24 protein-coding genes are annotated in these 26,173 nt (G+C 64.4%); 15 read left to right on the forward strand and 9 right to left on the reverse strand.

The genetic code is table 11. The features are described 5' to 3' along the window. Nucleotides 1–22: 22 nt before the first annotated feature. On the reverse strand, nt 23–403 hold the full coding sequence (locus tag AC5RVB_RS11660; protein WP_494142760.1) for a hypothetical protein: 381 nt from the start codon (nt 401–403) through the stop codon (nt 23–25). Between the two features lie 201 nt (nt 404–604). On the opposite strand from AC5RVB_RS11660, the gene AC5RVB_RS11665 reads away from it, so the two are divergent. Next, nucleotides 605–1,072: a hypothetical protein gene (locus tag AC5RVB_RS11665; RefSeq protein ID WP_494142761.1), complete on the forward strand. Its 468-nt coding sequence runs from the start codon at nt 605–607 to the stop codon at nt 1,070–1,072. On the opposite strand, the gene AC5RVB_RS11670 is transcribed toward AC5RVB_RS11665, so the two are convergent. Continuing rightward, nucleotides 1,065–1,820 carry a class I SAM-dependent methyltransferase gene (locus tag AC5RVB_RS11670; RefSeq protein ID WP_494142762.1) on the reverse strand — a complete coding sequence of 252 codons (756 nt, stop codon included), beginning with the start codon at nt 1,818–1,820 and terminating at the stop codon, nt 1,065–1,067. The two genes, AC5RVB_RS11665 and AC5RVB_RS11670, sit on opposite strands and share 8 nt — an antisense overlap. Before the next feature lie 96 nt (nt 1,821–1,916). Between AC5RVB_RS11670 and AC5RVB_RS11675 the strand changes: the two genes are divergently transcribed. From AC5RVB_RS11675 to AC5RVB_RS11685, 3 genes are read left to right on the forward strand one after another with little or no spacing between them, the layout of a single operon-like run. Further along, nucleotides 1,917–2,618: a histidine phosphatase family protein gene (locus tag AC5RVB_RS11675; protein WP_494142763.1), complete on the forward strand. Its 702-nt coding sequence runs from the start codon at nt 1,917–1,919 to the stop codon at nt 2,616–2,618. A 15-nt stretch (nt 2,619–2,633) separates the two neighbouring features. Then, entirely contained in the window at nt 2,634–3,194 is a 561-nt protein-coding gene (locus AC5RVB_RS11680) for a DUF3090 family protein (protein WP_227904733.1), read from the forward strand. Next, nucleotides 3,194–3,961 carry an SCO1664 family protein gene (locus tag AC5RVB_RS11685; RefSeq protein ID WP_494142764.1) on the forward strand — a complete coding sequence of 256 codons (768 nt, stop codon included), beginning with the start codon at nt 3,194–3,196 and terminating at the stop codon, nt 3,959–3,961. The genes AC5RVB_RS11680 and AC5RVB_RS11685 overlap by 1 nt, the downstream gene beginning before the upstream one ends. A 91-nt stretch (nt 3,962–4,052) precedes the next feature. On the opposite strand, the gene AC5RVB_RS11690 is transcribed toward AC5RVB_RS11685, so the two are convergent. From AC5RVB_RS11690 to AC5RVB_RS11700, 3 genes are read right to left on the reverse strand one after another with little or no spacing between them, the layout of a single operon-like run. Beyond that, nucleotides 4,053–5,558: a tripartite tricarboxylate transporter permease gene (locus tag AC5RVB_RS11690; protein ID WP_494142765.1), complete on the reverse strand. Its 1,506-nt coding sequence runs from the start codon at nt 5,556–5,558 to the stop codon at nt 4,053–4,055. Between the two features lies 1 nt (nt 5,559). Next, on the reverse strand, nt 5,560–6,135 hold the full coding sequence (locus AC5RVB_RS11695) for a tripartite tricarboxylate transporter TctB family protein (RefSeq protein ID WP_494142766.1): 576 nt from the start codon (nt 6,133–6,135) through the stop codon (nt 5,560–5,562). Continuing rightward, the gene (locus AC5RVB_RS11700) at nt 6,135–7,091 is read right to left on the reverse strand and encodes a Bug family tripartite tricarboxylate transporter substrate binding protein (RefSeq protein WP_494142796.1); all 957 of its coding nucleotides are present in this window, start codon (nt 7,089–7,091) and stop codon (nt 6,135–6,137) included. The genes AC5RVB_RS11695 and AC5RVB_RS11700 overlap by 1 nt, the downstream gene beginning before the upstream one ends. Before the next feature lie 298 nt (nt 7,092–7,389). Between AC5RVB_RS11700 and AC5RVB_RS11705 the strand changes: the two genes are divergently transcribed. After that, a complete protein-coding gene (locus AC5RVB_RS11705) occupies nt 7,390–7,749 on the forward strand; it encodes a universal stress protein (protein WP_494142767.1) in 360 nt (119 codons plus the stop codon). 75 nt (nt 7,750–7,824) lie between these two features. Here the strand turns inward: AC5RVB_RS11705 and AC5RVB_RS11710 are convergent, their stop codons facing one another. Next, nucleotides 7,825–8,640, reverse strand: coding sequence for a hypothetical protein (locus AC5RVB_RS11710; protein ID WP_494142768.1), 816 nt, complete (start codon nt 8,638–8,640; stop codon nt 7,825–7,827). 577 nt (nt 8,641–9,217) lie between these two features. Between AC5RVB_RS11710 and AC5RVB_RS11715 the strand changes: the two genes are divergently transcribed. Then, entirely contained in the window at nt 9,218–9,862 is a 645-nt protein-coding gene (locus AC5RVB_RS11715; RefSeq protein WP_227904722.1) for a TetR/AcrR family transcriptional regulator, read from the forward strand. A 37-nt stretch (nt 9,863–9,899) separates the two neighbouring features. Here AC5RVB_RS11715 and AC5RVB_RS11720 read toward each other — a convergent pair whose 3' ends face one another. After that, a complete protein-coding gene (locus tag AC5RVB_RS11720) occupies nt 9,900–10,703 on the reverse strand; it encodes an alpha/beta hydrolase (protein WP_494142769.1) in 804 nt (267 codons plus the stop codon). Nucleotides 10,704–10,769: 66 nt separating this feature from the next. On the opposite strand from AC5RVB_RS11720, the gene AC5RVB_RS11725 reads away from it, so the two are divergent. The 3 genes from AC5RVB_RS11725 (at nt 10,770) to AC5RVB_RS11735 (ending at nt 15,331) form a co-directional block, all read left to right on the forward strand. Continuing rightward, nucleotides 10,770–12,155: a flavin-containing monooxygenase gene (locus AC5RVB_RS11725; RefSeq protein WP_494142770.1), complete on the forward strand. Its 1,386-nt coding sequence runs from the start codon at nt 10,770–10,772 to the stop codon at nt 12,153–12,155. Between the two features lies 1 nt (nt 12,156). After that, the gene (locus AC5RVB_RS11730; RefSeq protein WP_494142771.1) at nt 12,157–12,984 is read left to right on the forward strand and encodes an SDR family oxidoreductase; all 828 of its coding nucleotides are present in this window, start codon (nt 12,157–12,159) and stop codon (nt 12,982–12,984) included. Nucleotides 12,985–13,225: 241 nt separating this feature from the next. Then, nucleotides 13,226–15,331, forward strand: coding sequence for an acyltransferase family protein (locus tag AC5RVB_RS11735; RefSeq protein WP_494142772.1), 2,106 nt, complete (start codon nt 13,226–13,228; stop codon nt 15,329–15,331). Nucleotides 15,332–15,397: 66 nt separating this feature from the next. Here AC5RVB_RS11735 and poxB read toward each other — a convergent pair whose 3' ends face one another. Next, nucleotides 15,398–17,116 carry a ubiquinone-dependent pyruvate dehydrogenase gene (gene poxB / locus AC5RVB_RS11740; RefSeq protein WP_494142773.1) on the reverse strand — a complete coding sequence of 573 codons (1,719 nt, stop codon included), beginning with the start codon at nt 17,114–17,116 and terminating at the stop codon, nt 15,398–15,400. Nucleotides 17,117–17,250: 134 nt separating this feature from the next. Here poxB and AC5RVB_RS11745 point away from each other — a divergent pair, with 134 nt between their 5' ends. Further along, nucleotides 17,251–17,412 carry a hypothetical protein gene (locus tag AC5RVB_RS11745; protein ID WP_494142774.1) on the forward strand — a complete coding sequence of 54 codons (162 nt, stop codon included), beginning with the start codon at nt 17,251–17,253 and terminating at the stop codon, nt 17,410–17,412. Nucleotides 17,413–17,571: 159 nt separating this feature from the next. After that, entirely contained in the window at nt 17,572–19,110 is a 1,539-nt protein-coding gene (locus AC5RVB_RS11750) for a hypothetical protein (RefSeq protein ID WP_494142775.1), read from the forward strand. Here AC5RVB_RS11750 and AC5RVB_RS11755 read toward each other — a convergent pair. Beyond that, a complete protein-coding gene (locus AC5RVB_RS11755) occupies nt 19,091–19,987 on the reverse strand; it encodes a DNA adenine methylase (protein ID WP_494142776.1) in 897 nt (298 codons plus the stop codon). The two genes, AC5RVB_RS11750 and AC5RVB_RS11755, sit on opposite strands and share 20 nt — an antisense overlap. Before the next feature lie 337 nt (nt 19,988–20,324). Here AC5RVB_RS11755 and AC5RVB_RS11760 point away from each other — a divergent pair, with 337 nt between their 5' ends. Genes AC5RVB_RS11760 through AC5RVB_RS11775 form a run of 4 tightly spaced genes read left to right on the forward strand, consistent with a single transcriptional unit; the run spans nt 20,325 to nt 26,161 of the window. Beyond that, nucleotides 20,325–21,770: a DUF3375 domain-containing protein gene (locus AC5RVB_RS11760; protein ID WP_494142777.1), complete on the forward strand. Its 1,446-nt coding sequence runs from the start codon at nt 20,325–20,327 to the stop codon at nt 21,768–21,770. Beyond that, nucleotides 21,767–22,591 carry a DUF4194 domain-containing protein gene (locus AC5RVB_RS11765; RefSeq protein WP_494142778.1) on the forward strand — a complete coding sequence of 275 codons (825 nt, stop codon included), beginning with the start codon at nt 21,767–21,769 and terminating at the stop codon, nt 22,589–22,591. The genes AC5RVB_RS11760 and AC5RVB_RS11765 overlap by 4 nt, the downstream gene beginning before the upstream one ends. After that, nucleotides 22,588–25,899 (forward strand): ATP-binding protein, encoded by a 3,312-nt coding sequence (locus AC5RVB_RS11770; protein WP_494142779.1) that lies wholly within the window; start codon nt 22,588–22,590, stop codon nt 25,897–25,899. The genes AC5RVB_RS11765 and AC5RVB_RS11770 overlap by 4 nt, the downstream gene beginning before the upstream one ends. A gap of 34 nt (nt 25,900–25,933) precedes the next feature. After that, the gene (locus AC5RVB_RS11775) at nt 25,934–26,161 is read left to right on the forward strand and encodes a hypothetical protein (protein ID WP_494142780.1); all 228 of its coding nucleotides are present in this window, start codon (nt 25,934–25,936) and stop codon (nt 26,159–26,161) included. The last annotated feature ends 12 nt before the right edge of the window (nt 26,162–26,173 follow it).

A 26,173-nucleotide genomic window follows, 5' to 3' on the forward strand; every position in this document is an offset into this window, starting at 1 on the left:
TTCGGCGCCGCTCAGGAAGTAGTCACAGGCGGCATCGACTATGTACGTGCGACCCGTCTGACTTTCCCGTCGCGGCCCTTGCCGTTGGCTCAGCACAATCATGGCTGTCTGTTGAGATCTTGTCGAGGAGCGCAATCGCGGCTACAGCTGCGGCACCAAGAACGCCGTTGGTCCACGCCAGCACAAACCAACCCAGCCCCGGGTCGGCCTCATTCGGCGTGCCGGGATGAGGCGTCAGCATGACAATGCCGGTCACAAGCGCGGGGATTCCCAAGGCCAGACCCACCCCCCAGGCAAGATACCTTTCCCGGTCCAACAACCCCTGCCAGGACCTAAAGACACCGATGACCATGGCCAAGGCGGGGAAAACAAAAAATGGGGCAACTTGAGTAAATGTGCTCATGACTCCCCTACATCTTTTCGGCCACTCTCGCAGCAGTTACTGTCGCGAACATAGATTAGATCCGATCCCAATGAAGGTGCCATGATTCCGTTCCTTGAAGCGATATGCCTAAGGATCCTGCCGAGCAGAACACAGCATCCCTCGACGCGCGGGCAATCAACCGTTAGATTGTCACAACCGTCTAAATCTCCCGGGGGAACCATGAGAATATCTGCCATCAGCCCTGTCCTCGCGCTGTTACTCCTTACAGGCTGTGGCGCAGCCACCGTGGGAGCTGAGGCTAAGCCGCCCCTTCCTTCGGCATCTGCCGAGCCCTCCGTTGAAACAGTGGCTACGGATACCGAAGAGCAGTCATGCCTCAAACTCCTAGGAACAGACGGTCAAGGACCGCTGACCCGGGTGGTTTCGGTAGTGAAAATCGGCGACGGTACAACCGGCGTCGAAATGGGCGCGGAGGAGGCACGCCCACTCCACGACGAAGTCCTGGCTATCGCCAAGGACGCCCCTGTGGAAATCGCTCCCCTGGTGAAAGAGCTGTCCTCCCCCACAGAAAACGTCCTGCGGAAGGCAGAAAATCCAGATGCGTCGTGGAACCTGAACGCCGGCACCTGGACAACAGCCGTCACAGAACTTCAGACCCGGTGCGAACCATACGAGCCCGTCAGCTAGTAGCCCCCTTTGCCGGCGTCACGATGTGGCTAGCAGTGAGAACGAAGATCCATTCTCGCGACGCCGGGCCAACACCCTCTCGGTCCCAGCCTCCCCAAACCCGAGCGACATGAAGTCCTGCGTCCTTTATCCCATCGATCACATCATCCCAGGACGGGAAACGTAGCGTTTCACTTGTGGCCCAGTTCCTGTCGCCTACGTTCCAGCGATCCACATGGGTAATGAGGTCCCCGTCCTGCAAGACTTCCCCACGCACAGTTCCCCACCCGACGTGACGAGGAGCCTCGTCAGCCCACTCACGCCATTCCTCAACGGCGGCGTTGCGAATCTCGAAGGCAACGTGACCGCCAGGGCGTAGCGCCCGGCCTGCTTGGAGCAGTACATCTACCCAAGCGGATTGATCGAGGAAGTACTGTGCCACATGGCCGGTCATCAGAATCAGATTCGCGCACTCGTCCTCTAGATCAACTGCCGTTCCCTGAATCCAAGTGACATCGGAGGCATACGGCTGTGATTTAGCGAGAGCGAGCATTGTCTCTTGTGGCTCAACCCCTATTGCCCGGTGACCCTGTTCCACCAGGCGGCTGCATAGAAGACCGGTTCCTGCGCCGATGTCCGCGACAACCTGCGCCTGTAGTTCTTGAGCCAGCGCGAGATAGAAAGGGATATCAGTGCGGCACGCATAGTCGGCGTCGTAATGAGCTGCGAGCTGGTGTGTGGCGTAGTAGTTGCCATAAGACTCGTGCATGTTCAAACTCCAGACAGAACGCGGTCACTACTTTGGTGGGACGCCGGCCTCACCTACCGTCCGCCCCTCCCCCGCCCGTAGAACTAGGCTGGGGGCATGGCAACAGTAATCCTCGTGCGGCACGGCCGCACCACCGCCAACGCCTCCGGGCTGCTGGCCGGCCGGACCCCCGGCGTCGAACTCGACCAGGTGGGCCGTGACCAGGCCGCCGCCACCGGTGACCGGCTCGCCGTCGTCCCCCTGGCCGGTGTGGTGTCCAGCCCGCTCGAGCGCTGCCGGCAGACGGCGCAGTTCATCCTGGACCGGCAGGCCGGAACCCCGCACACCCCGGTTGAGGACGGGCTCACCGAGTGCGACTACGGCGCCTGGCAGGGCCGCACGCTGGAGGACCTCGCGAAGGAGGAGCTCTGGAAGACGGTGCAGTCCCAGCCCTCCGCCGTCACCTTCCCCGGCGGCGAGTCCATGGCCGCGATGCAGGCCCGCTCGGTGGCCGCCATCCGGCGCCACGACGCCGCGTTCGAGGCCGAGCACGGTCCGGGTGCCGTGTGGGTGGCGGTGAGCCACGGGGACATCATCAAGTCAGTCCTCGCCGACGCACTCGGTATGCACCTGGACATGTTCCAGCGCATCAACGTGGGTCCGGCCTCCGTGTCGATCGTCCACTACGGTGCGGGACGGCCCACTGTCCTGGCCACCAACACCGACGCTGGGGACCTGTCCTGGCTGGCGGCGCGCCCGACGTCGGAGGATGCGCCGGTGGGTGGTGGCGCAGGGCACGCGGCACCGCCGGCCCAATGAGCCTAGAGTAGTTCCATGCCTACAACCGTTCATGAGTTCGACTGGCCGGACCGCGTTGTCGTCGGTACCGTCGGCGTCCCGGGCCAGCGCACGTTCTACCTGCAGGTACGCACCGGTAAGCAGATTGTCAGTATTGCCCTGGAGAAACTGCAGTCCGCCCAGCTCGCCGAGAAGATCGACGAGATCCTCGACCAGCTGATGACCGTGGACGGCAACCCCTTCCACGTTCCCGCGAGCACTCCCCTGGAGCTCGTGGACAATGACGACCTCGACGCCGTTCAGGAACAGTTCCGCGCCGGCGTGATGAGCCTGGGCTGGGACCCGACGACGGCGCAGGTGGTCATCGAGGCCTACCCCCTCGGCGAGGTGGATGAGGACGACGACGGCTTCCTCGAGGATGACGACGACGAGGCCGACGACGCCGAAGAGGTGCTGCGCGTGCGGATGCCGGTGGGCACCGCGCGGGCCTTCGCCAAGCGCACCCGCGAAGTGGTGGGCGCCGGCCGGCCGATCTGCGTGATCTGCGGCCAGCCGATCGACGCCGACGGGCACACCTGCACCTTCCCCGAGGCCTGATGCCCGCGCCCGACCTGGTGACCGCCGAGCTCACGCTCACCGGCCGCCTCACCACGGCGTCCAACGCCACCTTCCTGGGCAGCATCGGCGACGCCGCCGTCGTCTACAAACCGATTGCCGGCGAGCAGCCGCTCTGGGACTTCCCCGACGGCTGCCTGGCCCACCGCGAAGTCGCCGCCTACCTGGTGTCCGAAACGCTGGGCTGGAACATCGTGCCGCGCACCTGGCTGCGGGACGGCCGGTTCGGTGAAGGCATGGTTCAGCTCTGGCAGGAGACCGACCCGGAGCAGGCCCCTGTGGATCTGGTGGCGGAGGAGGAGGTGCCGGAGACCGGGTGGAAAGAGGTGCTGCAGGGCTCCGACGAGGCCGGACGGATAGTTTCGCTCATTCACGAGGACACCGTGGTGCTGCGGCGGATGGCCGTGTTCGACGTCCTGGTCAACAACGCCGACCGCAAGGGCGACCACGTCCTCGCCATGCCCGGCGGGCACCGGTACGGGGTGGACCACGGGCTGACCTTCCATCAGGAGCACAAGCTGCGCACCGTGCTGTGGGGCTGGATCGGCGAGGAGCTGAGCGCCGAGGAGCTTGCCGGCATCGGCCGGGTGCTCGAAGGACTGGATGGCGAACTGGGCGCACAGCTGGAAAAGCTGCTCACCGCCGAGGAGATTGAAGCGTTTGCCGCGCGTTGTGTCCGGCTGCGTTCAGCCGCGGTGTTTCCAGCTCCGAGCGGTGAGATGCCTGCGGTGCCCTGGCCGCTGTTCTGATCCTCCGCTGCACTCATATTCCACCGCACAAACGCATGAAGGGCCCTGCCGATTGGCAGGGCCCTTCATGCGTTGTTCTGCAGCGCAGGAACTACACGTCCTGCCGGGTCCGGTTCACAATCTTGGACCGCACGGTCACCGCCAGCGCTGTGAGGAGCAGCGCGTAGATCACCAGGGGGATGGGCCCGGTCACAAACACGGAGTAGTCACCGTTGGAGGAGAGCAGGGCATCGCGCATGCTCGTTTCCGCCAACGGGCCCAACACAACACCGATCATCAAGGGGGCCAGGGGCATCCCGTGACGGCGCATGAGGAAGCCCACCAGACCGAGCCCGAGCAGCATCAGCAGATCGAACACCGCCCCGGAGGTGGCGTAGACCCCCAGACCGCAGAAAACAGTAATCCCCGCGTACAGGTACGGAGCCGGAATGAGGAGCAGCTTGGCCCACAGCCCGGCAAAGGGCAGGTTGATGATGAGCAGCACGATCATCGCGATGAAGAAGCTTGCCAGCAGCGCCCACACCAGATCGGGCGAGCGGTCAAAGAGCAGCGGGCCCGGCTGCAGCCCGTACTGCTGGAATGCGGCGAGCATGATCGCGGCTGTCGCCGAGACCGGCAGGCCCAGCGCCAGCAAAGCTCCCATCGCGGTGCCTGTGGTGGCGTTACCTGCGGCCTCGGGAGCGGCCAGGCCGCGGATCGCGCCCTTGCCGAACTTCGGCTGCTTGCGACGGCGGTCAATACGCCGCTCCACGTCGTAGGAGATGAAGGTCGGAATCTCGGACCCGCCGGCCGGGATAACGCCGAAGGGCAGGCCGATGGCGGTGCCTCGTGCCCATGCCGGGGCTGCTTCTTTGAGCTCGGCGCGGGAGAGGAAGGGCCGGCCGGCGGAGCTGATGCGCTTGCCGGTCGGATCGCGGCGGATCCGGGAGGCGATATGGAATACCTCGCCCAGGGCCAGGATGGCTACGGTCACGGTAATCAGGGAGATGCCGTCAAACATCTGGGGCGCACCGAAGCTGAAGCGCTCCGCACCCGAGAACGGGTCGATGCCCACTGTGGCAATACCCAGGCCGATCACGAGCGCCGCAAGGCCCTTCACCACTGAATCCGAGACCACGGAGGACGTGGCGACGAACGCGAACAAGGCCAGCGCAAAGAACTCGGCAGGGCCGAAGTTCGCCGAGAAATCCGCCAGGGCCGGGGCCAGGAAAACGACGAGGGTGGAGGCGATCATGCCGCCGATGAATGCTCCGATCGCCGCGGTGGCCAGCGCCTGCGGCGCCCTCCCGTCCTTGGCCATTTTGTGCCCCTCGAACGTGGAAGCAATGGCCGAAGCCTGCCCCGGAGTGTTCATGAGGATGGCCATGGTGGAGTCGCCGAACATACCGCCGAAGTACACACCGGCGAACATGATGAACGCGGCAGTCGGGTCGAGGGCAAAGGTGATCGGCAGCAGCAGGGCCACCGCCATCGAAGAGCCCAGTCCCGGCAGGACACCGACGGCGGTGCCCAGCAGGCAGCCGACAAGTACCCACAGCAGGTTCATCGGGGTCAGGGCGGAAGAGAAGCCTTCCGCCAAGAGGTTAAGTGAATCCATGTTAGAAACCTCCTCCAAGAATGCCGGAGGGGAGATTAAGTCCCAGGCCGACCGAGAATGCCAGGTAGATTGCGCTGCTGATCAGCAGGGCGAAAGAGACGTCGAACAGCGGGCGGCGGCTGCCGAAGCCTTTGGCGACGAACCAGAACAACAGGGCGGCGGCGATAATCCACCCCAGCGTTTCCAGGGTCAGGGCGAACAGCAGGAAACCTCCGGCTGACCAGAGGACTGCGGACCAGTCCGTGAAGGTTCGATACGTCCGTGCGGACGTCTCGGTGGGATGTTCCGGCGAGCGCACGTAGTGCAGCGCCAGCAGCACGGCCAAGACATACCCGGCGACCATCAGAATGCCGGGGAAGAACCGCGGACCGGGGAAGTCCGCGCCCTCCCCCACGTCCATCGTCAGGATGCCGACCAGCAGATACGTGCTGAAGAGCACCATGAGCAGGGACAGGAGCAGCCCGCTGCGGCCGTCCCACCACGAGGTCCGGACGGCCGGCGTCGCGTCTGATGTGCCGGCTGTTTCGGGCCGCTGCGGCTCCGCCATTCCGGCAGACGGGGGCACTGGGGTACTCATCAGCCGATCTCCTTCACGAGTTCGCCGATGCGCTGCTGCTCGGAGATCATGAACTCATCGAACTCGTCTCCGGACAGGTACACATCGACCCATTTGTTGCGTTCCACGGCGTCCTTCCACTCAGGGGTCGCGATGGTTTCCTCCACCAGGGTCCGAAGCTCCGTGAATTCCTCATCCGTGATGCCCGGAGGAGCCAGGATGGCCCGCCAATTGGCCAGGTCCACCTCGTAGCCCTGCTCGGTCAGGGTGGGAATATCCACGCCCTCCAGCCGCTGCGGGGCAGCGAGTCCGAGTGCGCGCAGGCGCCCGGAGCCAATCTGGTCCTCCACATCCTTGTAACCGGACGTGGCAGCCTTCGCGGTATCCGTGATGAGTGCCTGGGCCGCCTCGCCGCCGCCGGATTTCGGAATGTACGTGGTAGCTGAGGGATCCACGCCGGCAGCGAGCGCGAGCTCGGTCATAACCAGCTGGTCAAAGGTGCCGCCGCCGGTCCAGGCAATCGCCGCCGGATCGGCCTTCCATGCCTGCACCAGGTCATCGAGGGTCTTGTACGGGGAGCTCGCCGGAACCACAACGACGTCGTACTCCTCCACCACTCGGGCGATGGGCCGCACGTCGTCGTGCGTCACCGCGGAGTCCAGCTGCGCGACGCCGGCGACCAGGCCTGCACCGGTGACCATCAGGTTGTTGGCCTGCCCGGACATGGTGGAGAGCTGGCCAAGACCGATAGTGCCGGCTGCCCCGGGGATGTTCACTACCTGGGTGTTGTTCACCAGGCCGTTGGCACGCATGGCCTGCTGCTGCTCGCGCATGAACATATCCCAGCCTCCGCCGGCACCTGCAGGGGCAATCAGGGTGAGATTCGCACGAATGTCCGAACCGCCGGACGCGGACTGGATGGAAACGAAGGTGGCCAGGCCGATCGTGGCAGCAGCCACGATGCCGTAGACGGCCATAAAGACCGGATGCTTGCGACGTGCGCCGGACCCGGCTCGATCTGGTGATGAGCTCACGAAATCAACTGTCCTTAGTGGGGGTGGTAGAGACGTAAAAGCTGGCCGGTACTCAGCGTTGAGCCGACCACCTAACGACCCTAAGTGATCTGCATCATATTGAGGGAGTCCTCCCAGTCGACGCCCTTAACAAACTGCGCTGGTTTTGCTTTTTTCCATCCGGAGTGGAGAACCTGAAGGACAAATTCGCTCTCAAGGTGAACCCGTCGTCCTGTTTTGCCCCTCCCAGCTCGGAGTATTCATGACCGTCATCGTTGCCCGCACCAGCACGCCCGAGGGCGAAGCTGCACTTGCCGCCTCACTCGAGGAAGCCCGACGCCGTCAGGAAGACCTGGTGGTTTTCAATCTCGAGGGCACTCAGCTTGATCCTGAGGGCACCGAACTCGAGGGCGTTCCGGTTACCTACCGGCTGCCGAATGCCCGTGACCGCGATGCCGTGGGGGATTTCCTCGACGCCGCCGAAGAGGTCGGCGCCTCAGCCGTAGTCATCGGGGTGAGGCACCGCAGCAAGGTAGGCAAGTTCCTGCTCGGCAGCGCGGCGCAGCAGATCCTGCTCGAGGCCAATGCTCCGGTGATTGCGGTCAAGTCCCCTCAGTCCTAGGGGACCCAGCCTTTCAGGACCGACGACGGCGGGGCGCCGTGATCCCGCGCACCGCGCGAGCCGGAAGCCGCAAGGTTACCCTAGCGGCGGCCGTTCATTCTGAAACTTTTCAAGCACTTCGTTTACTTCTGCTGGATAGTTCCGGGAGGGCGGGTAGGACTCAGGAACGGCGAGTTTGATGAGTTCCGACTGTGCTGGAAAGCTGACATGCCCATGCAGTGCGAGCCGCATGAGCTGGTCGGCGTACTCGTCCGGGTTCCATGATTGAGACCACGGAAACGCGGTGTAGCCCTGCCGCACAGCGAGTGGATCGAAGCCCCACCGTTCAATTCGCAACTGCGCCTCGTGGGCCACGGTCAGGTCTGCTCTCGCCGCGCGCTGTTTGATACGGCGCAGCACCAAAAAGGCGACTCCTAAACCGAGGAAGAATATCAATGGAAACAGCGTCAGCGGCATGGACGCGTAAGGGCTGATGGCGTCGCAATCGGCTTGACTAAATAGGAGATTCTCGGGGTCCTTGAGTGCAGTCAAGCACTGCTCATAGGTGAAGCCGCCAGCAGATTCATCGGAAGGCAGCACATTCATTAAAATCTGAAACAGAAAGTTGACGGTGTACAGCGCCGCGATAGCCAAACTCAGGATAGCCGCGACCTTCAAGCCCTTCTGCTTAAGGCGTGCAGGCCGTTTCAGGAACCGATGCTTTTCGGCATCGGGGGTTGCTGCTTGTGCGCGTCCGATGGCTCGGGCCCATGCCGAAAGCCACATAGCTTCCCGGTCTCTGAGGAACTGCGCGAGGCTGACCGCTCGTTCTCGCCAGGATACGAACGCAATCCCATTGGGTGTCTGGCTCCACATGCCGAACTGAAAAACCCGGTCCTGCTCGTTCCTCACGCGTTGGAGTTCAAGCTCTTCTTCGGCAGCTTGTGCGGCACGAGCCGAATGGAATGCGGCAACCGCCTGAAATCCAGCTCCAACCCACGCGCCCGTCGCAGCGCTTTGCGCTGCCCTTGAGGTGGCTGCGTTACTTCGGGCTGCGAATGCGGCCGAGTCGGCTGCGCTTTTTGTGTTGCGTTCGATATTGCGAACGGAATCACTGAAGTTTCCCAAGGCTGTCTCGTTTCATTGTCGCGATACGTAAAAGTCGCCATCAGATGAGCCGAAACGAGTTTGAGATACCGCCGCTGGCGAAGCGGCTGGCGGGAGTTCCCATCTGGTCAGACAAAGCGGATTCCGCTCGTCTAATAGCAGATAGTACTAGAACTTGGGCTTTCAATTAGTGACATTCCCATGTCGAGTTTGCGGTAATCAACCAGTGGCGGGAGTACGGCGGCGATGTGTGCCCCCCTGGCGAATAAAACCGGGTGCGGGGCTCACAGCAACACCGAAGCGTACGGCCATTTCTGGCGCGGGCCGGGCAGGGACTCTGGGAGACTGGGGCTGACGGTGAGCGCAAGCGGGAGGACATTGGATGCCGACGACGACGTGGGAGCGGCTGCCGGAGGCCCGGCGCAACGCGGTGATCAGCGCGGCAGAGGATGAGTTCTCCCGGCACGGCTTCTCCGGGGGCAGCCTGAACGTCATCGCCCGCGAGGCGGGTGTCGCCAAGGGCAGCCTGTTCCAGTACTTCCGCGATAAATCGGACCTGTACGCGTATCTGTCCGAGCGCGCCAGCGTCCGCATCCGGGCGGACATGGAGGTGGCCATCCGGTCCCTCGACTGGAGCCACGGGTTCTTCGTCCCGCTGCGCGAGCTGGTGGTGCTGTGGGAGGAGTACTTCCATTCCCACCCCCTGGAGCTGGCCATGACCGTGGCGGTCAACGTGGAACCGGAGCGGTCCGCGCGGATGGCGGTCCGCCAGGTCGCCAATGAGCACTATGCCGCCGTACTGCGCCCGCTGCTGGCTGGCGCTTCCGAACGGGGTGACCTGCGCCCGCAGGCAGACCTCGAGGCTTTCCTCGCCCTGTTGCTGGTGCTGCTGCCCCACATCGCGCTGGCCCCGCACAGCCCGGGCCTGGATCCGGTGCTGGGGTTGAGCAGCACGGCCCGGCAGGAACGGCATGCCGCCGTCGAGCGTTTGGTCGCGGTGCTCGAGGCCGCGTTCGGTCCGGAATAACCCCTACGCTGTGTGGCCGCCCGCGATACGGCGGTACTCAGCGCGGCGGTAGCTGGCCGATCCAGCTGGTCATCGCGTCCAAGGGCGCGCGCCACCCGTGGTCGAGCATCAGGTCGTGGCCCATGCCGGGGAAGGTGAGGACGGGGGCTGCGTAGCGGGATGCGGTGCGGCGCACGTCGGCCAGCGGCACGAGGGCGTCGTCCGGAGTGGCGAGCACCAGCACGGGCGCGTCGCCACGCGGCTGCCCTGCCGGCCGGTGCATCAGCAGCTGGTACTGGACCAGCGGCGACTCCTGCCCGCACCGGTCGGCCAGCCGTTGGGCGTCGGGGCCGGAGAGCTGGTTGAACAGGTACTCCCGGCGCAGCGGCAGGGACCTGCCGAGGAACAGGCGGGCCGCGTCTCCGGGGTGGCGGCGGGCAATCGCCAGAAGGGAGCCCACGGCAGGGTGGGCCGGTACGGGAGCCACCAGGACACCGGCCCGGGCGGCGTACCGGGCCAGGGCCAGCTGCACCACGAGCCCGCCCAGGGAATGTCCCACCAGCACCGGACGCCGGGGCAGGCTGGCTGCCGTGTGGACGACGTCGTCGACGTAGTGGCTCAGGCGGGCCGTCCGCAACGATCCCTGGCTGCTGCCGTGGCCGCGCAGCGAGACCGCGTATGCCGGATGGCCTTCCGCGGCTGCGGCCTCGAGCCAGTGGGACCAGCACCATGCACCGTGCCCAAGCCCATGCACGAACAGCAGCGGTGCCTTCTCCGGTACGCCGGGTGCCGGAGACGCGTGGAGCAGCTCCAGGCCGCGGGGACCGATGCTGCGTGTCGGGGTGTTGATGTTGATCGTCACAGTCGGGCAGTCTACAGTGACACACATCACATGACCACCGGTCATATTCAGAGCCCTGGAGCGCCAATGACGACATTCCACAGCACGTCCTCCGCAGACAATCTCAGCCGCAGCGACCGCGAGCGCGTGTGTGTCATCGGTGCCGGCTCCTCCGGCATCACCGCAGCCAAGGTGCTCCACGAACGGGGACTCGACTTCGACTGCTTCGAGCTTTCCGACCGGGTGGGCGGCAACTGGGTGTGGGGCAACAGCAACGGTGTGTCGGCGTCGTACAAGTCCCTGCACATCAACACCTCCCGCAGCAGGATGGAGTTCAGCGACTTCCCAATGCCCGAGACCCTGCCCAACTTCGCCCGCCACGACCAGATCGCCGCATACTTTGACGCCTACGTGGACCACTTCGGGTTCCGGCACAAGATCATCTTCACCACCGGCGTGGAGCAGGTACGCCCGCTGTCCGGTGGCGGCTTCGAGGTGCGCCTGAACAGCGGGGAGACCCGGTTCTACGGCTCGGTCATGGTCGCCAACGGCCACCATTGGGACCCCCGGATGCCGGAGCCCGCCTTCCCCGGCGCGGAAACCTTCACCGGCGAGCAGATGCACTCCCACGACTACAAGGACGAGCAGCAGCTCGTCGGCAAGCGGGTCGTGGTGCTCGGCATGGGCAACTCGGCCATGGACATCTGCACGGACGCCAGCTATCACGCAGCCGAAACCTACCTCTCCCACCGGCGCGGGGTGCACATCATTCCCAAGTACGTCTTCGGCAAGCCCTACGACGAGATCGCCGGGAACGAGAAGATCCCGTCCTGGGTCCGCTGGCCCGTCGCCCGGCTGCTTATGCGCGCGGCCACCGGCCCGATGTCGCGCTACGGCCTCCAGGAGCCCGACCACAAGTTCGCCCAGGCCCACCCGACCATGTCCAGCCGGGTGCTCGACCGGCTGGCCCACGGCGCCGTCGTCCCGAAGCCCACCATTCAGCGGTTCGACGGCGACGACGTGGTCTTCGCCGACGGAAGCCGCGTCGCGGCCGACTTGGTGGTCTACTGCACCGGATACAAAATCTCCTTTCCCTTCTTCAGCCGTGACTTCCTTGACCCTGGCGGAGACAACGAGGTCAGACTCTACAAGCGGATGTTCCACCCCACGGTGCCCGGACTGTATTTCATCGGACTGGTGCAGCCGCTCGGCGCGATCATGCCGATTTCCGAGCGGCAGTCCGAGCTGGCCGCCGACCATCTCCAGGGCCGTTACGCCCTGCCGGAACCGGAGGAAATGAACGCAGAGATCGACCGCCACCGGAAGGCGGTCGCCAGGAGGTACGTCGCCAGCAAACGGCACACCATCCAGGTGGATTTTGACGATTACATGCGCGTCCTGCGCACCGAGCGTGAGGCCGGGGCGCGGCGCGTCGCCACTGCCGACGCCGCGTCCCACCGCGTGGCGGCCTGACATGGCCGGGACCGCTGAGCAGCACTCACGCCGCGTCGCCGTCGTCAGCGGCGCCGCCCGCGGCATCGGACACGCCACCGCGGCCCTTCTGCTGCGCAACGGATGGCGGGTCGGTGCCTTCGATATCGAAACTAACGGCCTCGCTGAGCTCAAGGACATCGCTGCCGCGCACGGCACGACTGTCGTCACCGGACCGCTCGATGTCGGCGACGCCCAACAGTGGCGTGACGCCCTGGCCTCCGTGTGCGAGGACCATTTGGACCTGCTGGTCAACAACGCCGGGCTGCTGTCTGCCGGGCCGTTCGTCGATACCGATCTTGAACGGCACCGGGCACTCGTGGACGTCAACGTTATCGGCACCATCAACGGTGCCCATACCGCGTTCCCGTACCTGAAAAACGCTGACAGGCCGGTGCTGCTCAATCTGGGATCCGCTTCGGCCATCTACGGGCAGCCTGATCTTGCCACCTACTCCGCCACGAAGTTCGCGGTCCGCGGGCTGACCGAGGCGCTGGAACTGGAATGGGCGGAACATGGCATTGCCGTGCTCGACCTGTGGCCGCTGTTCGTCAACACCGGGATGGTCAAGGGTGTCAGCATCGGAGCCATCCAGTCGTTCGGCGTGCGGCTGAACGAGACCGATGTTGCTGCCGCCGCTGTCGCTGCCGTGGAACACAGCATCAAGGCCGGCAACCGGAGGCGACCCCGGAACGTCCACCGCGCCGTCGGAATTCAGGCCCGTGTCCTGGCGGCGACGGCCCAGATATCTCCGAACTGGGCCAACCGGCTCCTCACCGAGCGCCTCACCCGGCGACCGGATGTCCACTGACAGGTCCCTCCTGCCCTGACGCCAGCGGCGCGACGGCCCGTTTGGCCTCGCGAGGCCTTTCCACCCGAAAACCTGCTGATTCGCCAGCGGCGCCGGTACGCTACCCGATCGCATCCGCGAACACTATGCTGTGGAAAATTTTGCGGTTGCAACGATGGGGGACAAGTACATGACCGTACTTAAGGCCGCTTTGCCGGCCCCGACGCGAAGGGCCCGGCGTACGCCCCCCAGCTCAGCACGGTTGGATATCCAGGGACTCCGTACCGTCGCCGTCCTAGCGGTGATCTCGGATCATTTGCTGGGCTATCCGTTCGGCGGATTCGTTGGAGTGGACGTCTTTTTCGTGATATCCGGATTCCTGATTACCGGCCTGCTATTACGGGAACAGGAGCGAACCGGCCGCATCTCCTTCAGCGGGTTTTATCGGCGCCGCATCAAAAGGATCATTCCGGCGGCAGTTATCGTCATAACGGTCACGATCATTCTTTCCTGGGCGCTTTTCCGGCGGACGCGGGCCGAAAGCATCACCTGGGACGGCTTCTACGCTCTGATCTTTGGCGCCAACTGGCATTATGCCGCTACGGGTACCGATTACATGCAGGCCGGCGGACCGGTGTCGCCGCTGCAGCATTTCTGGTCCCTCGCCGTCGAGGAGCAGTTTTATGTCTTCTGGCCCTGGCTGATAGTTCTGGTGATGGGTGTGCTCGCCCACCGGCTTAGTCTCTCCCTGGCTGCCGCCCGCCGTCTCCTGGCCGGAGTCATGGGCCTTGTCATTGCGGCATCCTTTGTCTTTTCCCTCTGGGAGACCGCAGCGCGTCCAACCGTCGCGTACTTTTCAACGGCGTCGCGGACCTGGGAACTGGCAGTCGGGGCGCTGCTCGCAGTGATAGCGGGCAGTCTGCCAACGCTATCCCTGATGATGAGGACTGTTTTGGGCTACGCGGGGCTGGCCGGCATCATCTGGAGCATCATCTACGTGAGTCCTGACATGGCGTTTCCCGGACCATGGGGATGCGTACCCGTTTTGTCTACGGCGCTGGTAATAGCCGCCGGCATAAATGGCCCACAGCCTTATCTGTATCCCCTGACCAACCGCGTCAGCAATTACCTTGGCAACATCTCCTACTCACTGTATTTGTGGCACTTTCCGGTCATCATCCTGATGGAATCGATTGTTCCGCAGGAAAATCTGACCGCATGGGTTCTTATGGTGCTGGGAATGGGTGCGTTATCTATCGCCTCCTACCACTTTATTGAAGATCCCATCCGTAAATCGTCATGGCTGGATCCCTCGCCCCGTCCCCGCAGGAAGAGGAAGTCTTCCGGGCTTGACCAGCCGTCAAAGCAGGCCGCGATGGGTGTCCTTGTGTCAGTGACGGCTTTTGCAGTCATTCTCGCCATAACGACGACCACCGAAACGGAACCGTCGCTGTCCGTCCAGCCGGCACCGGCGTCGACCTCCGGCCAGGAGGGTGCAACTCCTGACGCACCGCCGGACACCGCTGCCGGCAGACTATCCGCTGAAATCGAGGCAGCCAGTACGTCAACGGCCTGGCCGGAACTCTCGCCGTCGCTGGATAACCTGGCGTTTGTTCCCGAGTGGACCGTCGACAAGTGCATGAATGTCACTGACGCAAACTTCAGCCAGTGCATTTACGGGGATCCCGCGGCTGCAAAGACGGCAGTGGTCATCGGTGATTCCGTGGCTATCAGCTGGATGCCGGGGCTGCGCGAATCGCTTGGAAAGCAGGGGTGGAGGATCCAGCTGCTGACCAAGGAGCAATGCCCTGCCATCGAGCTGCAGGTTGAGCGGTCCGATGACAAGGCTGGCTTTGCGGATGAATGTATTGCGCACCAGCAGTGGACCATGGCGAAAATCGCCGAGATGACGCCGGATATGGTGCTCGTATCCAGTGCCCTTAATACGCGTGACCGCCTCGTGGGAGCGCCCACAAAGGAGGAAGCCCTTTCACTCTGGTCCGAAGCAACGGTCCAAAAGCTGACGGACGTTCGTGAGGCGACGGAAGGGCAGATCGTTCTGATGTCGGTCGCTGCGACCGGTAAAAACCTGATGGAATGCGCCACCAGGGTGAGCAGGCCCAGCGACTGTGCCGTGACGGATAGGGATCGATACGTCAACACGGTCGCGGCGGAGAAAGCTGCAGCGGAGAGTGTGGAAGGAACCCGTTTCGTCTCGACCATCCCGTGGTTTTGCGGTTCGGTCTCCTGCCCTGCCTTCGCCGGAACAACCCCGATATTCGTAGACCCGCAGCACATAACACCGGAATACTCGGCGAAGCTCGCACCCGTCCTTTCTGAAGCCATCCTTGGCCCGGAGGAGGGGTGAGCACTGTCGGCGCGTAGGGGCTCCTGACGGCGTGCGGGCATCGTAAGCCCCGGCCCGCCCCTATACTCAGAGCAACTGCCGCGCGTTGGCCTTGGCCAGGTCGATGAGTTCGCGGCCGTTGCCGGCAATCACCGTGCGCAGCGCGTAGACCGCAAAACCGGTGGCCTGCTTGGCGTCGATCTTCGGCGGGATGGACAGCTCCTGCCGCTCCACCGCGACGGAGACAAGTGCGGGGCCGTCGTACTCGAACGCGCGGCGCAGGGCGCCCTCCAGGTCCTCCGGGCGGGTCACGCTTTCGCCGTGCATCCCCACTGCCTGCGCCACCTTGCCGAAGTCCGGGTTCTGCAACCCCGTGCCGAAGTTGACGATGCCCGCCGCCTTCATCTCCACCTCCACGAAGCTGAGCGCGGCGTTGTCGAACACCACGATCTTGATCGGCAGATTGTGCTGCACCGCTGTGAGCAGCTCGCCGAGCATCATCGCCAGGCCGCCGTCGCCGGCCAGGACCACCACCTGCCGGTTCCGGTCCACCGCCTGAACACCCAGGCCGAGCGGAGTGGCCGCGGCCATGGTGCCGTGCCAGAAGGAGCCGATCAGCCGCCGTCGCGCACTGATGTGCAGGTGCCGGGACGCCCAGATGACCGGGGTGCCGACATCGGGCAGGAAGACAGCGTCGTCGTCGGCGAGTTCGTCGATCAGGTGGGTGAGGTGCTGCGGATGGATGGCGCCCGGGCCCTGCCTCTCCAGGTCATCGAGCTGCCGCCGGGTGCGGCGGTAGTGGTCCAGCGACTTCTCAAGGTGGGCGCGGTTGGACTTGCGCTCGAGCAGCGGCAGCAGCGCCTCCGCCGTCTCGCGCACTCCGCCGACCAGGCCCTGGGTGAGCGGCACGCGGCGGCCGAGCTGCTCGCCGCGGATGTCGACCTGCAGCATCTTCGCGTGCATCGGGTAGAACTGCTGGTACGGGAAGTCGGTGCCGAGCATCAGCAGCGCGTCGCAGTCCTCCATCGCCCGGTAGCCGGACGCGAAGCCCAGAAGCCCGGTCATGCCGACGTCGAACGGGTTGTCGTGTTCGATGAATTCCTTGCCGCGGAGGGCATGCACAATCGGCGCGCCGAGCGCGTCGGCGAGGGCGAGGACCTCCTCGCGTGCCCCCTCGACGCCGGCGCCCGCCAGGATCGTGACCTTCTCGCAGGAGTTCAGCGTGCCGGCCGCCTCCTGCAGCTCCGCCGGGGAGGGCACGGTGACCGGGTCGGCGCGGCGGACGGTGAAGACGCGCTCGTCGACGGCGTCTTCCAGTGCAGTGTCGCCGGCCAACACGAGCACGGCGACGCCCCGCTTTTCGATGGCCGTGCGCATGGCGATTTCCAGCAGCCGCGGCATCTGGTCGGCGCTGAGGACCATTTCGCAAAAGACGCTGCAGTCGCGGAACAGTTCGGTGGGCCGGGTCTCCTGGAAGTACTGGCTGCCGATCTCGTCGCTGGGGATGTGCGAGGCGATCGCGAGCACGGGGACCCGGCTGCGGTGCGCGTCGTAGAGTCCGTTGATCAGGTGCATGTTGCCGGGGCCGCAGCTGCCTGCACACACCGCGAGATCGCCCGTCAGTGCCGCCTCGCCGGCTGCGGCGAACGCCGCCTCCTCCTCGTGCCGGGTGAGCATCCACTCGATGCCCTTCTCCCGGCGGATCGCTTCGGTCACCGCGTTCAGGGAGTCGCCGGGGACTCCCCAGATCCGCTGGATCCCGTTGGCGGCGAGGTTGTGGACGACGGTTTCGGCGATCGTGGGCATGCTGCTCCTCTGTTGGTGCATTCAGGCGGCTTCATCAGTCTATGCACCGCGGATCGGGCGCGGCCAGAGGTGGGGAAGGTGGGTGGTTGGGATTGGCCGACGGGGCCGATCCCGCCTAGGTGCTGCAGATCCGCATGCGTCTAGGCATCACGCAGGCCTTCGCCACGCGCACGGGGGGCTGCGTGGGCCTTCGCCAAGCTCCCCTCGAAGTGGTGGGCGCCGGCCGGCCGATCTGCGTGATCCGCGAGCGTCCGACTGTCCTTGGCCGGCGCACCTGCACCTTCTCCAAGACCTGATGCCAGCGCCTAACCTCGTATCCATCAGGGACACTCGTCACCGCCACATGCACCGAATATACGCGTGAGGAATTATCCTTTAGCCTGAAGCGGAGGATCGACTATGCCGGTCACTACGACAGAGCCCGTAATAAGGCTGCAATATTGGGGGGGTACAGAGTGGCCGACGCAGGCAACTGGCCTATTGAGACGGTTGAACTTGATCGATTGAACTTGGATCTTCGTAATGTAAGGATTCGCGGATCCGTCATCAATGAGACGCACGCCTTGAACTATCTCTTCGCGGAAGAGGATGTTATAGATCTCGCGCACAGCATTCTCCGTGATGGGTACATCGACAATGAACTGCCCATCGTCGTAGATGATGGTGGGCAATACCTGGTTCTCGAAGGAAACCGCCGGGTATCAGCCCTCAAGGCTCTGAATAACCCTGACGCGGCTCCAACATTCTTAAAGACACTCAACCGCCTCCTGAGTCGGTATGGCGGTGCCCCCATACCACCCGCAATTCGAGTAATGATTGCCCCCTCCCGAGAGGCGGCTGCTCCGCTTCTCGCACGGTTGCATACCGCCAACCCCAAGAAGTCCTGGCCACGGGAACAGCAGGCGACCTTCTATTACGCGCAGCTGAGTCCGACGGCGACAGTCGATGACCTCAAGGCCATTTTCCCGTCGGCCGCCAAAGACATCCCTAGGTTCATCCGGATGGCGGAGATGCGTACACTCATCAAGTCCCTTAGGTTCGACGATGCTGCTATTCGTGAATATGCCGCTTCCGACAAGCTAACAATGTCTGCCTTCGAATACGCGCACTCAAAGCCTCTGATTCGCCTGGCAGCAGGACTTGAATTCACATCAAACGGGCTACTTGTTTCGAAGAAATTCACCCCTTTTCAGCGACGGGTAATCCAGTACATTCTTGCTGGCTTCATGTTTGGCCAGCTCAATACTCGATCATCAAAGCTTCGCGCAAGGCACGATGACCATAAAGAGTACGTAAAGAAGCTATGGGCCATCGCCACAGGCGATGATCCCGGCGACTTTGAGGCTGACATTGAGAAATCCGCCGGGGATAGTGGCACCGGTTCGGTTCAGAAGGGTCCGAATAACGACCATAGTAATCAGCAGAACCGCAAGGCCCCCGCACCCGAAAATACGGAAGGGTCGGGGACTGGTTCATCCGATTACCCAGGGCGGAGTCAAAGCGGAGGAGGTACGCGTAACCCCAATAGGGGATATACCCGGGACCGTCTCGATATGCTCGGGATCTCCTACTCCGGCCAGTCAGCCGGCATCCGTCGTCGCTTTGAAGAATTGAGTCAAATCAGCGTCCGCAATCTGCCAAATTCAGCATATTACCTGCTCCGCTCACTCTTGGAGTGCTCAATCAAGCATTATTTCCGTCTGAAAAACGAGGCGCTGCACTCGGGGATTACTCTCACAGGAGCTGTCACTGCCGCGGCAAAACACTTTGCAGCACTCAATGACAAACGCATGACATCCGTTCTAAACGGCCTGAACCAAGGGGGGCAGGTGAACGCTGATCAGTTCTATAAGTCAGCTCCTGCCCTTAACACCCTTATTCATGAACCGGACGCATTTGTAACTGCAGAGCAAGTTCATCACGCGTGGGAACATATGGCACCACTGATCAAAAAACTACTCGAGGCGGAAGAAGTCAGCCAGCAACGTTCGTAGTCTTAAATCGCATCCGTAACGCATCAGCAACGGAAGTGGACGCCACGAGAAGCTCGGTGGCTTTACCGGGGCGATGCGCGCTGTAGGTCAGCTCATATTCGCTGAGAAACTTTGAAGCGTAAAGTTTACGTATGAAATCCGAATTGTCGTACGTCAGGATCCAATGGGCGTTATCACACGACAAGACGGTCTCCGCTAAGTCAGCGTGGTCCCGGTGGTTGAAGGAATTTAGATACAGTGCGCTACCCATGTCAACATAAGGAGGATCAATATAAAGGAAGACGTTGGGATCCGCCGCATACCGCCGGACTACTTCCCCACCATCCCGATCAGTAACCTGGATTCGATCACGCATCTCCCCGATGGCACGGATACGGGAGGCCAGCTCTAAACGATTGAACCGAGCATCGATCCTGTACTTACCCTGCTGAGCCAGTCCGCCGATAACCCCTGCATTCAAGACCCCAGAACGATTCGTGCGATTTAGGTAGAAAAAGGAGAAACCCAACGCCAGTGGGTTAGATTCGTCCGCTTGTTTGTAAGTTTGGCGCTGCTTTTTCCACTCTTCAATAGTAAGCGGCACAGTATCCAACAGCTCAAGAAACTCGTCAGTGTGGTTTACTACAGACGACCAAAAACTGTATACGGCACCGTCAATATCATTGATCACAATGTCATCTACCAGCCCTTCCCGCAGTAACGAGAGGGCCGCACCGGCTCCCCCAGCAAAAGGCTCTATATAGCGCGGGTTCTTGATGCCAAGCTGTTTGATGGTCTCGGCAAAGAAACCAGTCAGAGTTGCCTTCCCCCCTGGGTAGCGCAATGGACTAGCAGTCGCGAAACGACGGTCCGTGCGAATAGAGAGAGGCTGATTCATTAAACGGTCTTTCGTGTTGGTTTTTCGGTCGCGGTACGTGGCGCGACTCGGCCCGTTCGGAACAGTACTGTGCGCAGTGAAGGCTGAGAAATCACAGTACTGTGCGCGGGGGCGGGCTGAGAAATCGCTGCCTCGCCAAGCGCAGGCGGCCGTCATCGCCGGCGTCATGGAACAAAGCTCCGCCGAGGCGCTCGGTTTTATGACCTCGCGGCACAACAGTGCACGCAGGTGTATCTGGCCGTCCCCACCCAACAGCAAAATGCATGGTTGCACTCCTCCACCCGGCTAAAATCGAGGAGGCCCGTTTTACCCCCACCGCACGGGCGGAAAGCGCAGAATGTCCTTCATCGAGAACGCCGTTGCCCGCTGGGCCGAACTGCAGCGGCTCCAGGCGGCCCCCGGCTGGAAACTGACCAACGCCAACGCCTGGGTGCTGGCGCTCTTCCGCGAAGCCTTCACCCGTACCCGGCCGCGGGTCCCGCTGGACGATTTCCATGCCATGACGGACTCCTTCCTGAACCGGCTTCGCATGGACGGCGTGGCCCTGCGCGAGGACTGGACCGGCCGGAACTACGCCGATGACTGGGTCGCCCGCCGCTTCCTGGCCCGGCCCCGTGCGGACGGGAAGTTCGTCTACGAACTCACCGAATCCTCCGCCCGCTTCCTCTCCTACCTGGACGGCTTCAGCAGCGACAAAACCTCGCTGAACTCCTCCCGCCTGGCCACCCTGCTGGACCGGGTGGAAAACCTCGCGCAGGAATCCAACCCGGACCCCGCCGCCCGCATCGCAGTGCTTAAAGAAGAGGTCGCCCGCCGCGAGGAAATGATCCGCGCCCTGGAAACCGGCGAGGCTCCCCCGCCGCTGCCGGAGGACACCGCCGTCGAAGCCGCCCGCGACATCCTGGACCTCGCCGCCGCCCTGCCGGCCGACTTCAAACGCATGCGCGACGGCCTGGAAAAGATGCTGCACAACCTGCGCCAGGAAATGGTGGAATCCAACGCCGCCAAGGGCCTGACCATGGGCGAAATCCTCGAAGCGGACAAAAAGCTGCGCAGTACCGCCGAAGGCCGCACCTACGAGGGCTTCACCGCCTTCCTGAACGACGCCGACCAGCAGGCCCGCTTCCGCGCAGCCATCGCCGAAGTCCTCGAACGGGACTTCGCCGACAACCTCACCCCGGAGGACCGGCAGAGCCTGTACCGGCTGATTTCCGACATGCGGGACCAGGCCACCGAAATCCACCGCATCTACGGCCGGCTCTCCGAATCCATGCACACCTACGTGCAGAGCGACGAGTACCGCGAATCCGTGCAGCTGCGCCAGCTCATCCGCGCCGCCGAGGCCGCCATCCACAAGGCCCCGCGCGGACGCCGCCGCGCCGCCGTCGTGCCCGCACCGCAGCTGTACGGGTCGGGCTTCGAATCACTGAGCATGGTCCGCGTCTACAACCCCGAAGACCACGCCGCCCCGCGCACCCTGCCCGAACCGCCGCAGTTCACCGAGGCGGACATCCACCGCTCGGCCCGCACCCCGCGTGCGGACCGGCGGGTGCTGGCCGACGCCGTCTCCCTGGCGACGGCGAAACGACCCAGCGCCACGGTGGCCCAGGTGTTTGAGCAGCTGCCGCCCGAACACCGGCACCTGAACAGCATCCGCGCCCTGCTCGCCGGCGGTTCAGCCGCCGGAGACACGCTTGAATCCGTTACCTTTACCCAGATCGACGGCAGCGAGCGCACCGCGCTGCTGCCCGCCGTCGCCGTCGCGAAAGCCCCCGAAAAATGAGCGAGACCACCCACGCCGCCCCGGACGAGAACGTCTCGGAAGAACACGTCCCGGAAGGGAACACCCCGGAAAACCCGGAGCTGGACGCCGATGAGCAGGAAACGGAAACAGAGCGTGACCTCCTCGTCGACGGCCCGGAACTGTTCCCCGGCGACACCGGCACCCTGCCGCTGAAGCTGCGCCAGGCCCTGATCCGGCTGCTGCGCGGCCCGTACCTGGACGCCACCTCGTCCGACAACGTGTACGAAACCGTGGTGGACAACCAGGAGCAGCTGCGCGTGCGGCTGAGTGAACTGTTCCTCTCCCTGGTCATTGACGAGGACCGCAAGGTCGCCCTGCTGCGCCCGGTGGAAATGCCCGAGCCGCACACCTCCGCCCTGCAGCGCCAGCGCGAAATGACCCGCGAGGAAACTCTGCTCCTGCTGCGCCTGCGGCTGATCCTGGACCGGCACACCGGCACCGGGAACGAGGCCACCATCGCCCGGCAGGACATCCTCGAGGTGCTCGAGGCCTACGTGGACCCGGGCCAGCGTGACGCGAAGTCCGTGGAGGACACCGCGGACGCCGCCATCCGCAAGCTCGTCCAGGACCGCCGACTGCTGATCCCCACCGAGCTGGACAACGTCTGGGTCATCTCCCCCGCCCTGCCGCTGGCTCTGCCCTACAGCCAGATCGGCGACATCGTCACCTTTATGTCCACCCTCTCCGGGGACGCGGAAGCGGACGACGACGGCGCGGCCACGCTCGACGTCGACGGCACCGACCCCGCGCCCGAGAACACTGACACCCCCGCCACGAACGACGGCGAGGAGCCGGCATGAGCATCGAAACCACCCTCCCCATGGGAGACCTGATCAACCCCGGCCAGAACCGGCTCTCCTCCGTGCAGATCGTGAACTGGGGAACCTTCGACGGCGCGCACACCATCAAGGTGGACCGCGCCGGCACCCTGCTCACCGGCGATTCCGGCGTGGGTAAATCCACCGTCTTCGACGCCATGCTGCTGGTCATGGACGCCCGCCCGCGCATGAACGAGGCCGCGCAGAACAACAACGGCACCAACGCCGAGGAAAAACGCACCGCCTTCTCCTACATGCGCGGCCGGCTCGGCACGCAGGGAGCGGACGACGGCGCGGGCACCGCCTACCAGCGTCCCGGCGCCACCTGGTCCGCGGTCTGCCTGACCTTCGACAACGGGCTGGGCCAGATCACCTCCCTCTCCGTGGTCATGGACCTGCCGGCCACCGGCACCGAACACAACCTGGGCCGCTTCTACCTGGTGCACAACAAGCCCCTGGACATCGCCGCCCTGCAGACCGGCATCCGCGGCCGCTTCACCAAGGGCAGCCTCGAAGCGCTGCTGCCCGGCGCCGCCGTGTTCGATTCGCACAAGATGTTCGCAGAACGCTACCGCGCGGCGCTCGGCGTCGAGGATGAGAAGGCCTTCAACCTGTTGCGCATCCTGCAGACCGGCAAGGGCCTGGGCGGCACCGTCAATGACTTCTTCCGCACCAACGTGCTGGACACCCCGCGCACCCTGACCGCCGCTGAGGAAGCGGTGGAGGACTTCAGCCACCTGCGCAGCATCCGCCGGCAGCTCGAACGTGCCCGGCAGCAGCGCGACCACCTGGCCTCCGTCCCCGAGCTGCACGCGCGTTACCGGCAGGCTGCGGACGCGCTGGCGCATAACCGCGCCCTGACCACCGAGGGTCTGCCCGCGTACCGGCAGCGCCTGGCGCTGGAAGGCGCCACGCGGACTGCGGAGAAGCTCGACGCCGCGGCCTCCGCGGCCCGGGCCGAACTCTCCGCCGCGGAAACCCGCCGTGCCACGCTCAAGGACCAGCGCGATGCGCTCAGCGCCCGGTACGCCGCAGAGGGCGGCGGGGCCATCGCCACTTTGGAACGCGAACTCGCCGCGGCCGCCGCGCAGCTGCGTTCCCGCGAAACCGTGGAAAACGCGTTCCGGGACGAGCTCGCCGCGGCGGGGATCGACGTCGACTTCTCCCCCGCCGGGCTGGTCACCGCCCGCAGCCGCGCCACCGAGCTGGTGAAATCTCTGACCGCGGACCTGGAGGCCGCCAAGGAGCGCAGCAGCAACGCGCACGGCGAGGCCTGGTCCCTGAAGGGGCAGATCGCGAAGCTTGAAAACGAGATCGGCTCCTTCCGCCGCCGCAAGTCCAACATCCGGCAGGAATCCCTGGACCAGCGCACCCGGATCTGCGCCGCCACCGGCATTCGCGAAGCGGACATGCCGTTCGCCGCGGAACTGATCGACCTGCCAGCCAAACACGCCCAGTGGCGCCCGGCCGCCGAACGCACCCTGCGTTCCCTGGCCACCGCCCTGCTGGTCCCCGGCGAGCACATGGCCGCGGTGACCCGCTTCCTGAGCGAGAACGACATGCAGGGCTACGTGCGCTGCATCGACGTGTCCGTGCCGCTGGACGGTCCCACCGAGCCCGGCCCCGATGACCTGATCACCAAGCTGCTCACGCACGATTCGGCCATGGGCGACTGGGTGCGCCGGAAAATCACCGCGCACTACGACTTCGTGTGCGTGGAGGACCCGGCCGGGCTGGCCGATGTCGCCAAGGGCGTGAGCCTGGGCGGTGCGGTCAAGCGCAACCGCAGCACCACCGAGAAGGATGACCGGCACACCAAGGCCTCGGACAATGTGCTGGGCTTCGACAACAAGGACACCGTCGCGGCGCTCGGCAACGAACTGCTGGCCCTGCGCACCGTCTTTGAAGAGGCGGACACGGTCTCGAAGCAGCATGCCGCGGAGCAGGACGAAATTGTGCGCCGGCTGGCCGCCGTCCGCCGCGTCGCCGAGGACACCCGGAGCTGGGAGGAACTCTCCGCGGACGAGGCACGCGCCGCCGTCGAGCAGGCCACCGAGCGGCTGGATGCCGCCCGGGACGCTAACGCGGACCTGGAGCAGATCCGCTTCGAACTGGACACCGCCGAGCTGGACCTGACCGCTGCCACGGAGAAGGTGGGCGGGCTCAAGGGCGAAGCGGCGCGGCTCGACGCCGACCTTGCCGCCGCCGTCGAACGCCGCACCGCGCTCTCCGCAAAGGCACCCGAAGCACTGTCCGAGGGACTGCGGACTGCGCTGGCCGAGCTGTTTGACCCGTTCGGGGACCTGACCGACGCCGCCCGACTGAAGGAAGCCGCCGGCGAGGTGGAGCGTGCCCTGATCACCGAACAGGGGCGGCTGGAGAAGACCCTGATGGAAACCCGCGCGAAGCTGGAGCGGACCTTCGAGACGTTCTCGGACAAGTGGGGCTCGGACTTCGGCACCTCCGTGGAGGCTGCCGGCGCGTACGAGGACCGGTTCGAGGGCATCATCACCGAGGGCCTGCCACAGCGCGAGGCCGAGTTCAGCGAGTACTTCAACAACCGCACCTACGAGCGGTTCAGCGACCTGCTGCAGCTGCTGGATGAGGAGCGCCGCAGCATTTCCTCCCGTCTGCTGCCGCTGAACTCAGTGCTCCGCCGGGTGGAATACCACGCCGGCAGCCACCTGGAGATCGAGGTGGCCACCACCATCCCCGACGCCGCGTACAAGTTCCGTACCGAGCTGAAGAACGCGCTGCCGATGATGGGGTCGCGGCAGGACAAGGCCGATATGGATGCCCGGTATGCCGCGCTGGAGGCGCTGGTGGACCGGCTGAAGGATCCGGAGGAGAAGCGCTGGCGGGCCGAGGTGCTCGACGTCCGTTCGCACGTGACCATCACCTGCACGCACCGCCTGGCCAACGGGCACACGTACACCAACCTGCAGGCGTCGCTGATGTCCGGCGGCGAAGGCCAGCGGTTCACCGCGTTCATCATGGCGTCCGCGCTGGCGTACCAGCTGGGCATTGTGTCGCAGGGCTTCAGCACCTACGGCACGGTGATGATGGACGAGGCGTTTGTGAAGTCCTCGCTGTCCTTTGCCGAGGCGTCCATCAATGCCCTGCACGAGTTCGGTTTCCAGCTGCTGCTGGCGGCGCCGGAGGACAAGGTGGACCTGTCCCGCTTCCTGGGCTCGGTCACCGAAATCCTGCGCGACGACGTCACCAACCGGTCCGGCGTGCTCGAGCGCGGGCTGGGCAATTCCCGGTCGGTGGACATCCTGTTGCGGTGATTCACATCCTGCCCAGCCTGTGAAAGGGTGGCGCATGCGAAACCAACACCTGGTGAATGTCCTCGTTCTTGCCGGCATGGTGTGCATCCTGCTGGCAACGTTCGACCCGCTGCAGAGCATTGTTTGGGTTCTGCGGATCGCTGCCCTGCTGTTTCTCGCGGCAGGCGTGGTGGGTGCCGTGACCCGGTCACGGAACGCCCGCCGTCGTGCGGAGTCCGGAGACTGGTCCGGCGGCGCGGCCGGCGGTGCGGCCGGCGAGTAGCCTGCCGCTTCT

Source organism: Arthrobacter sp. Y3225209 (genome assembly GCF_059090685.1).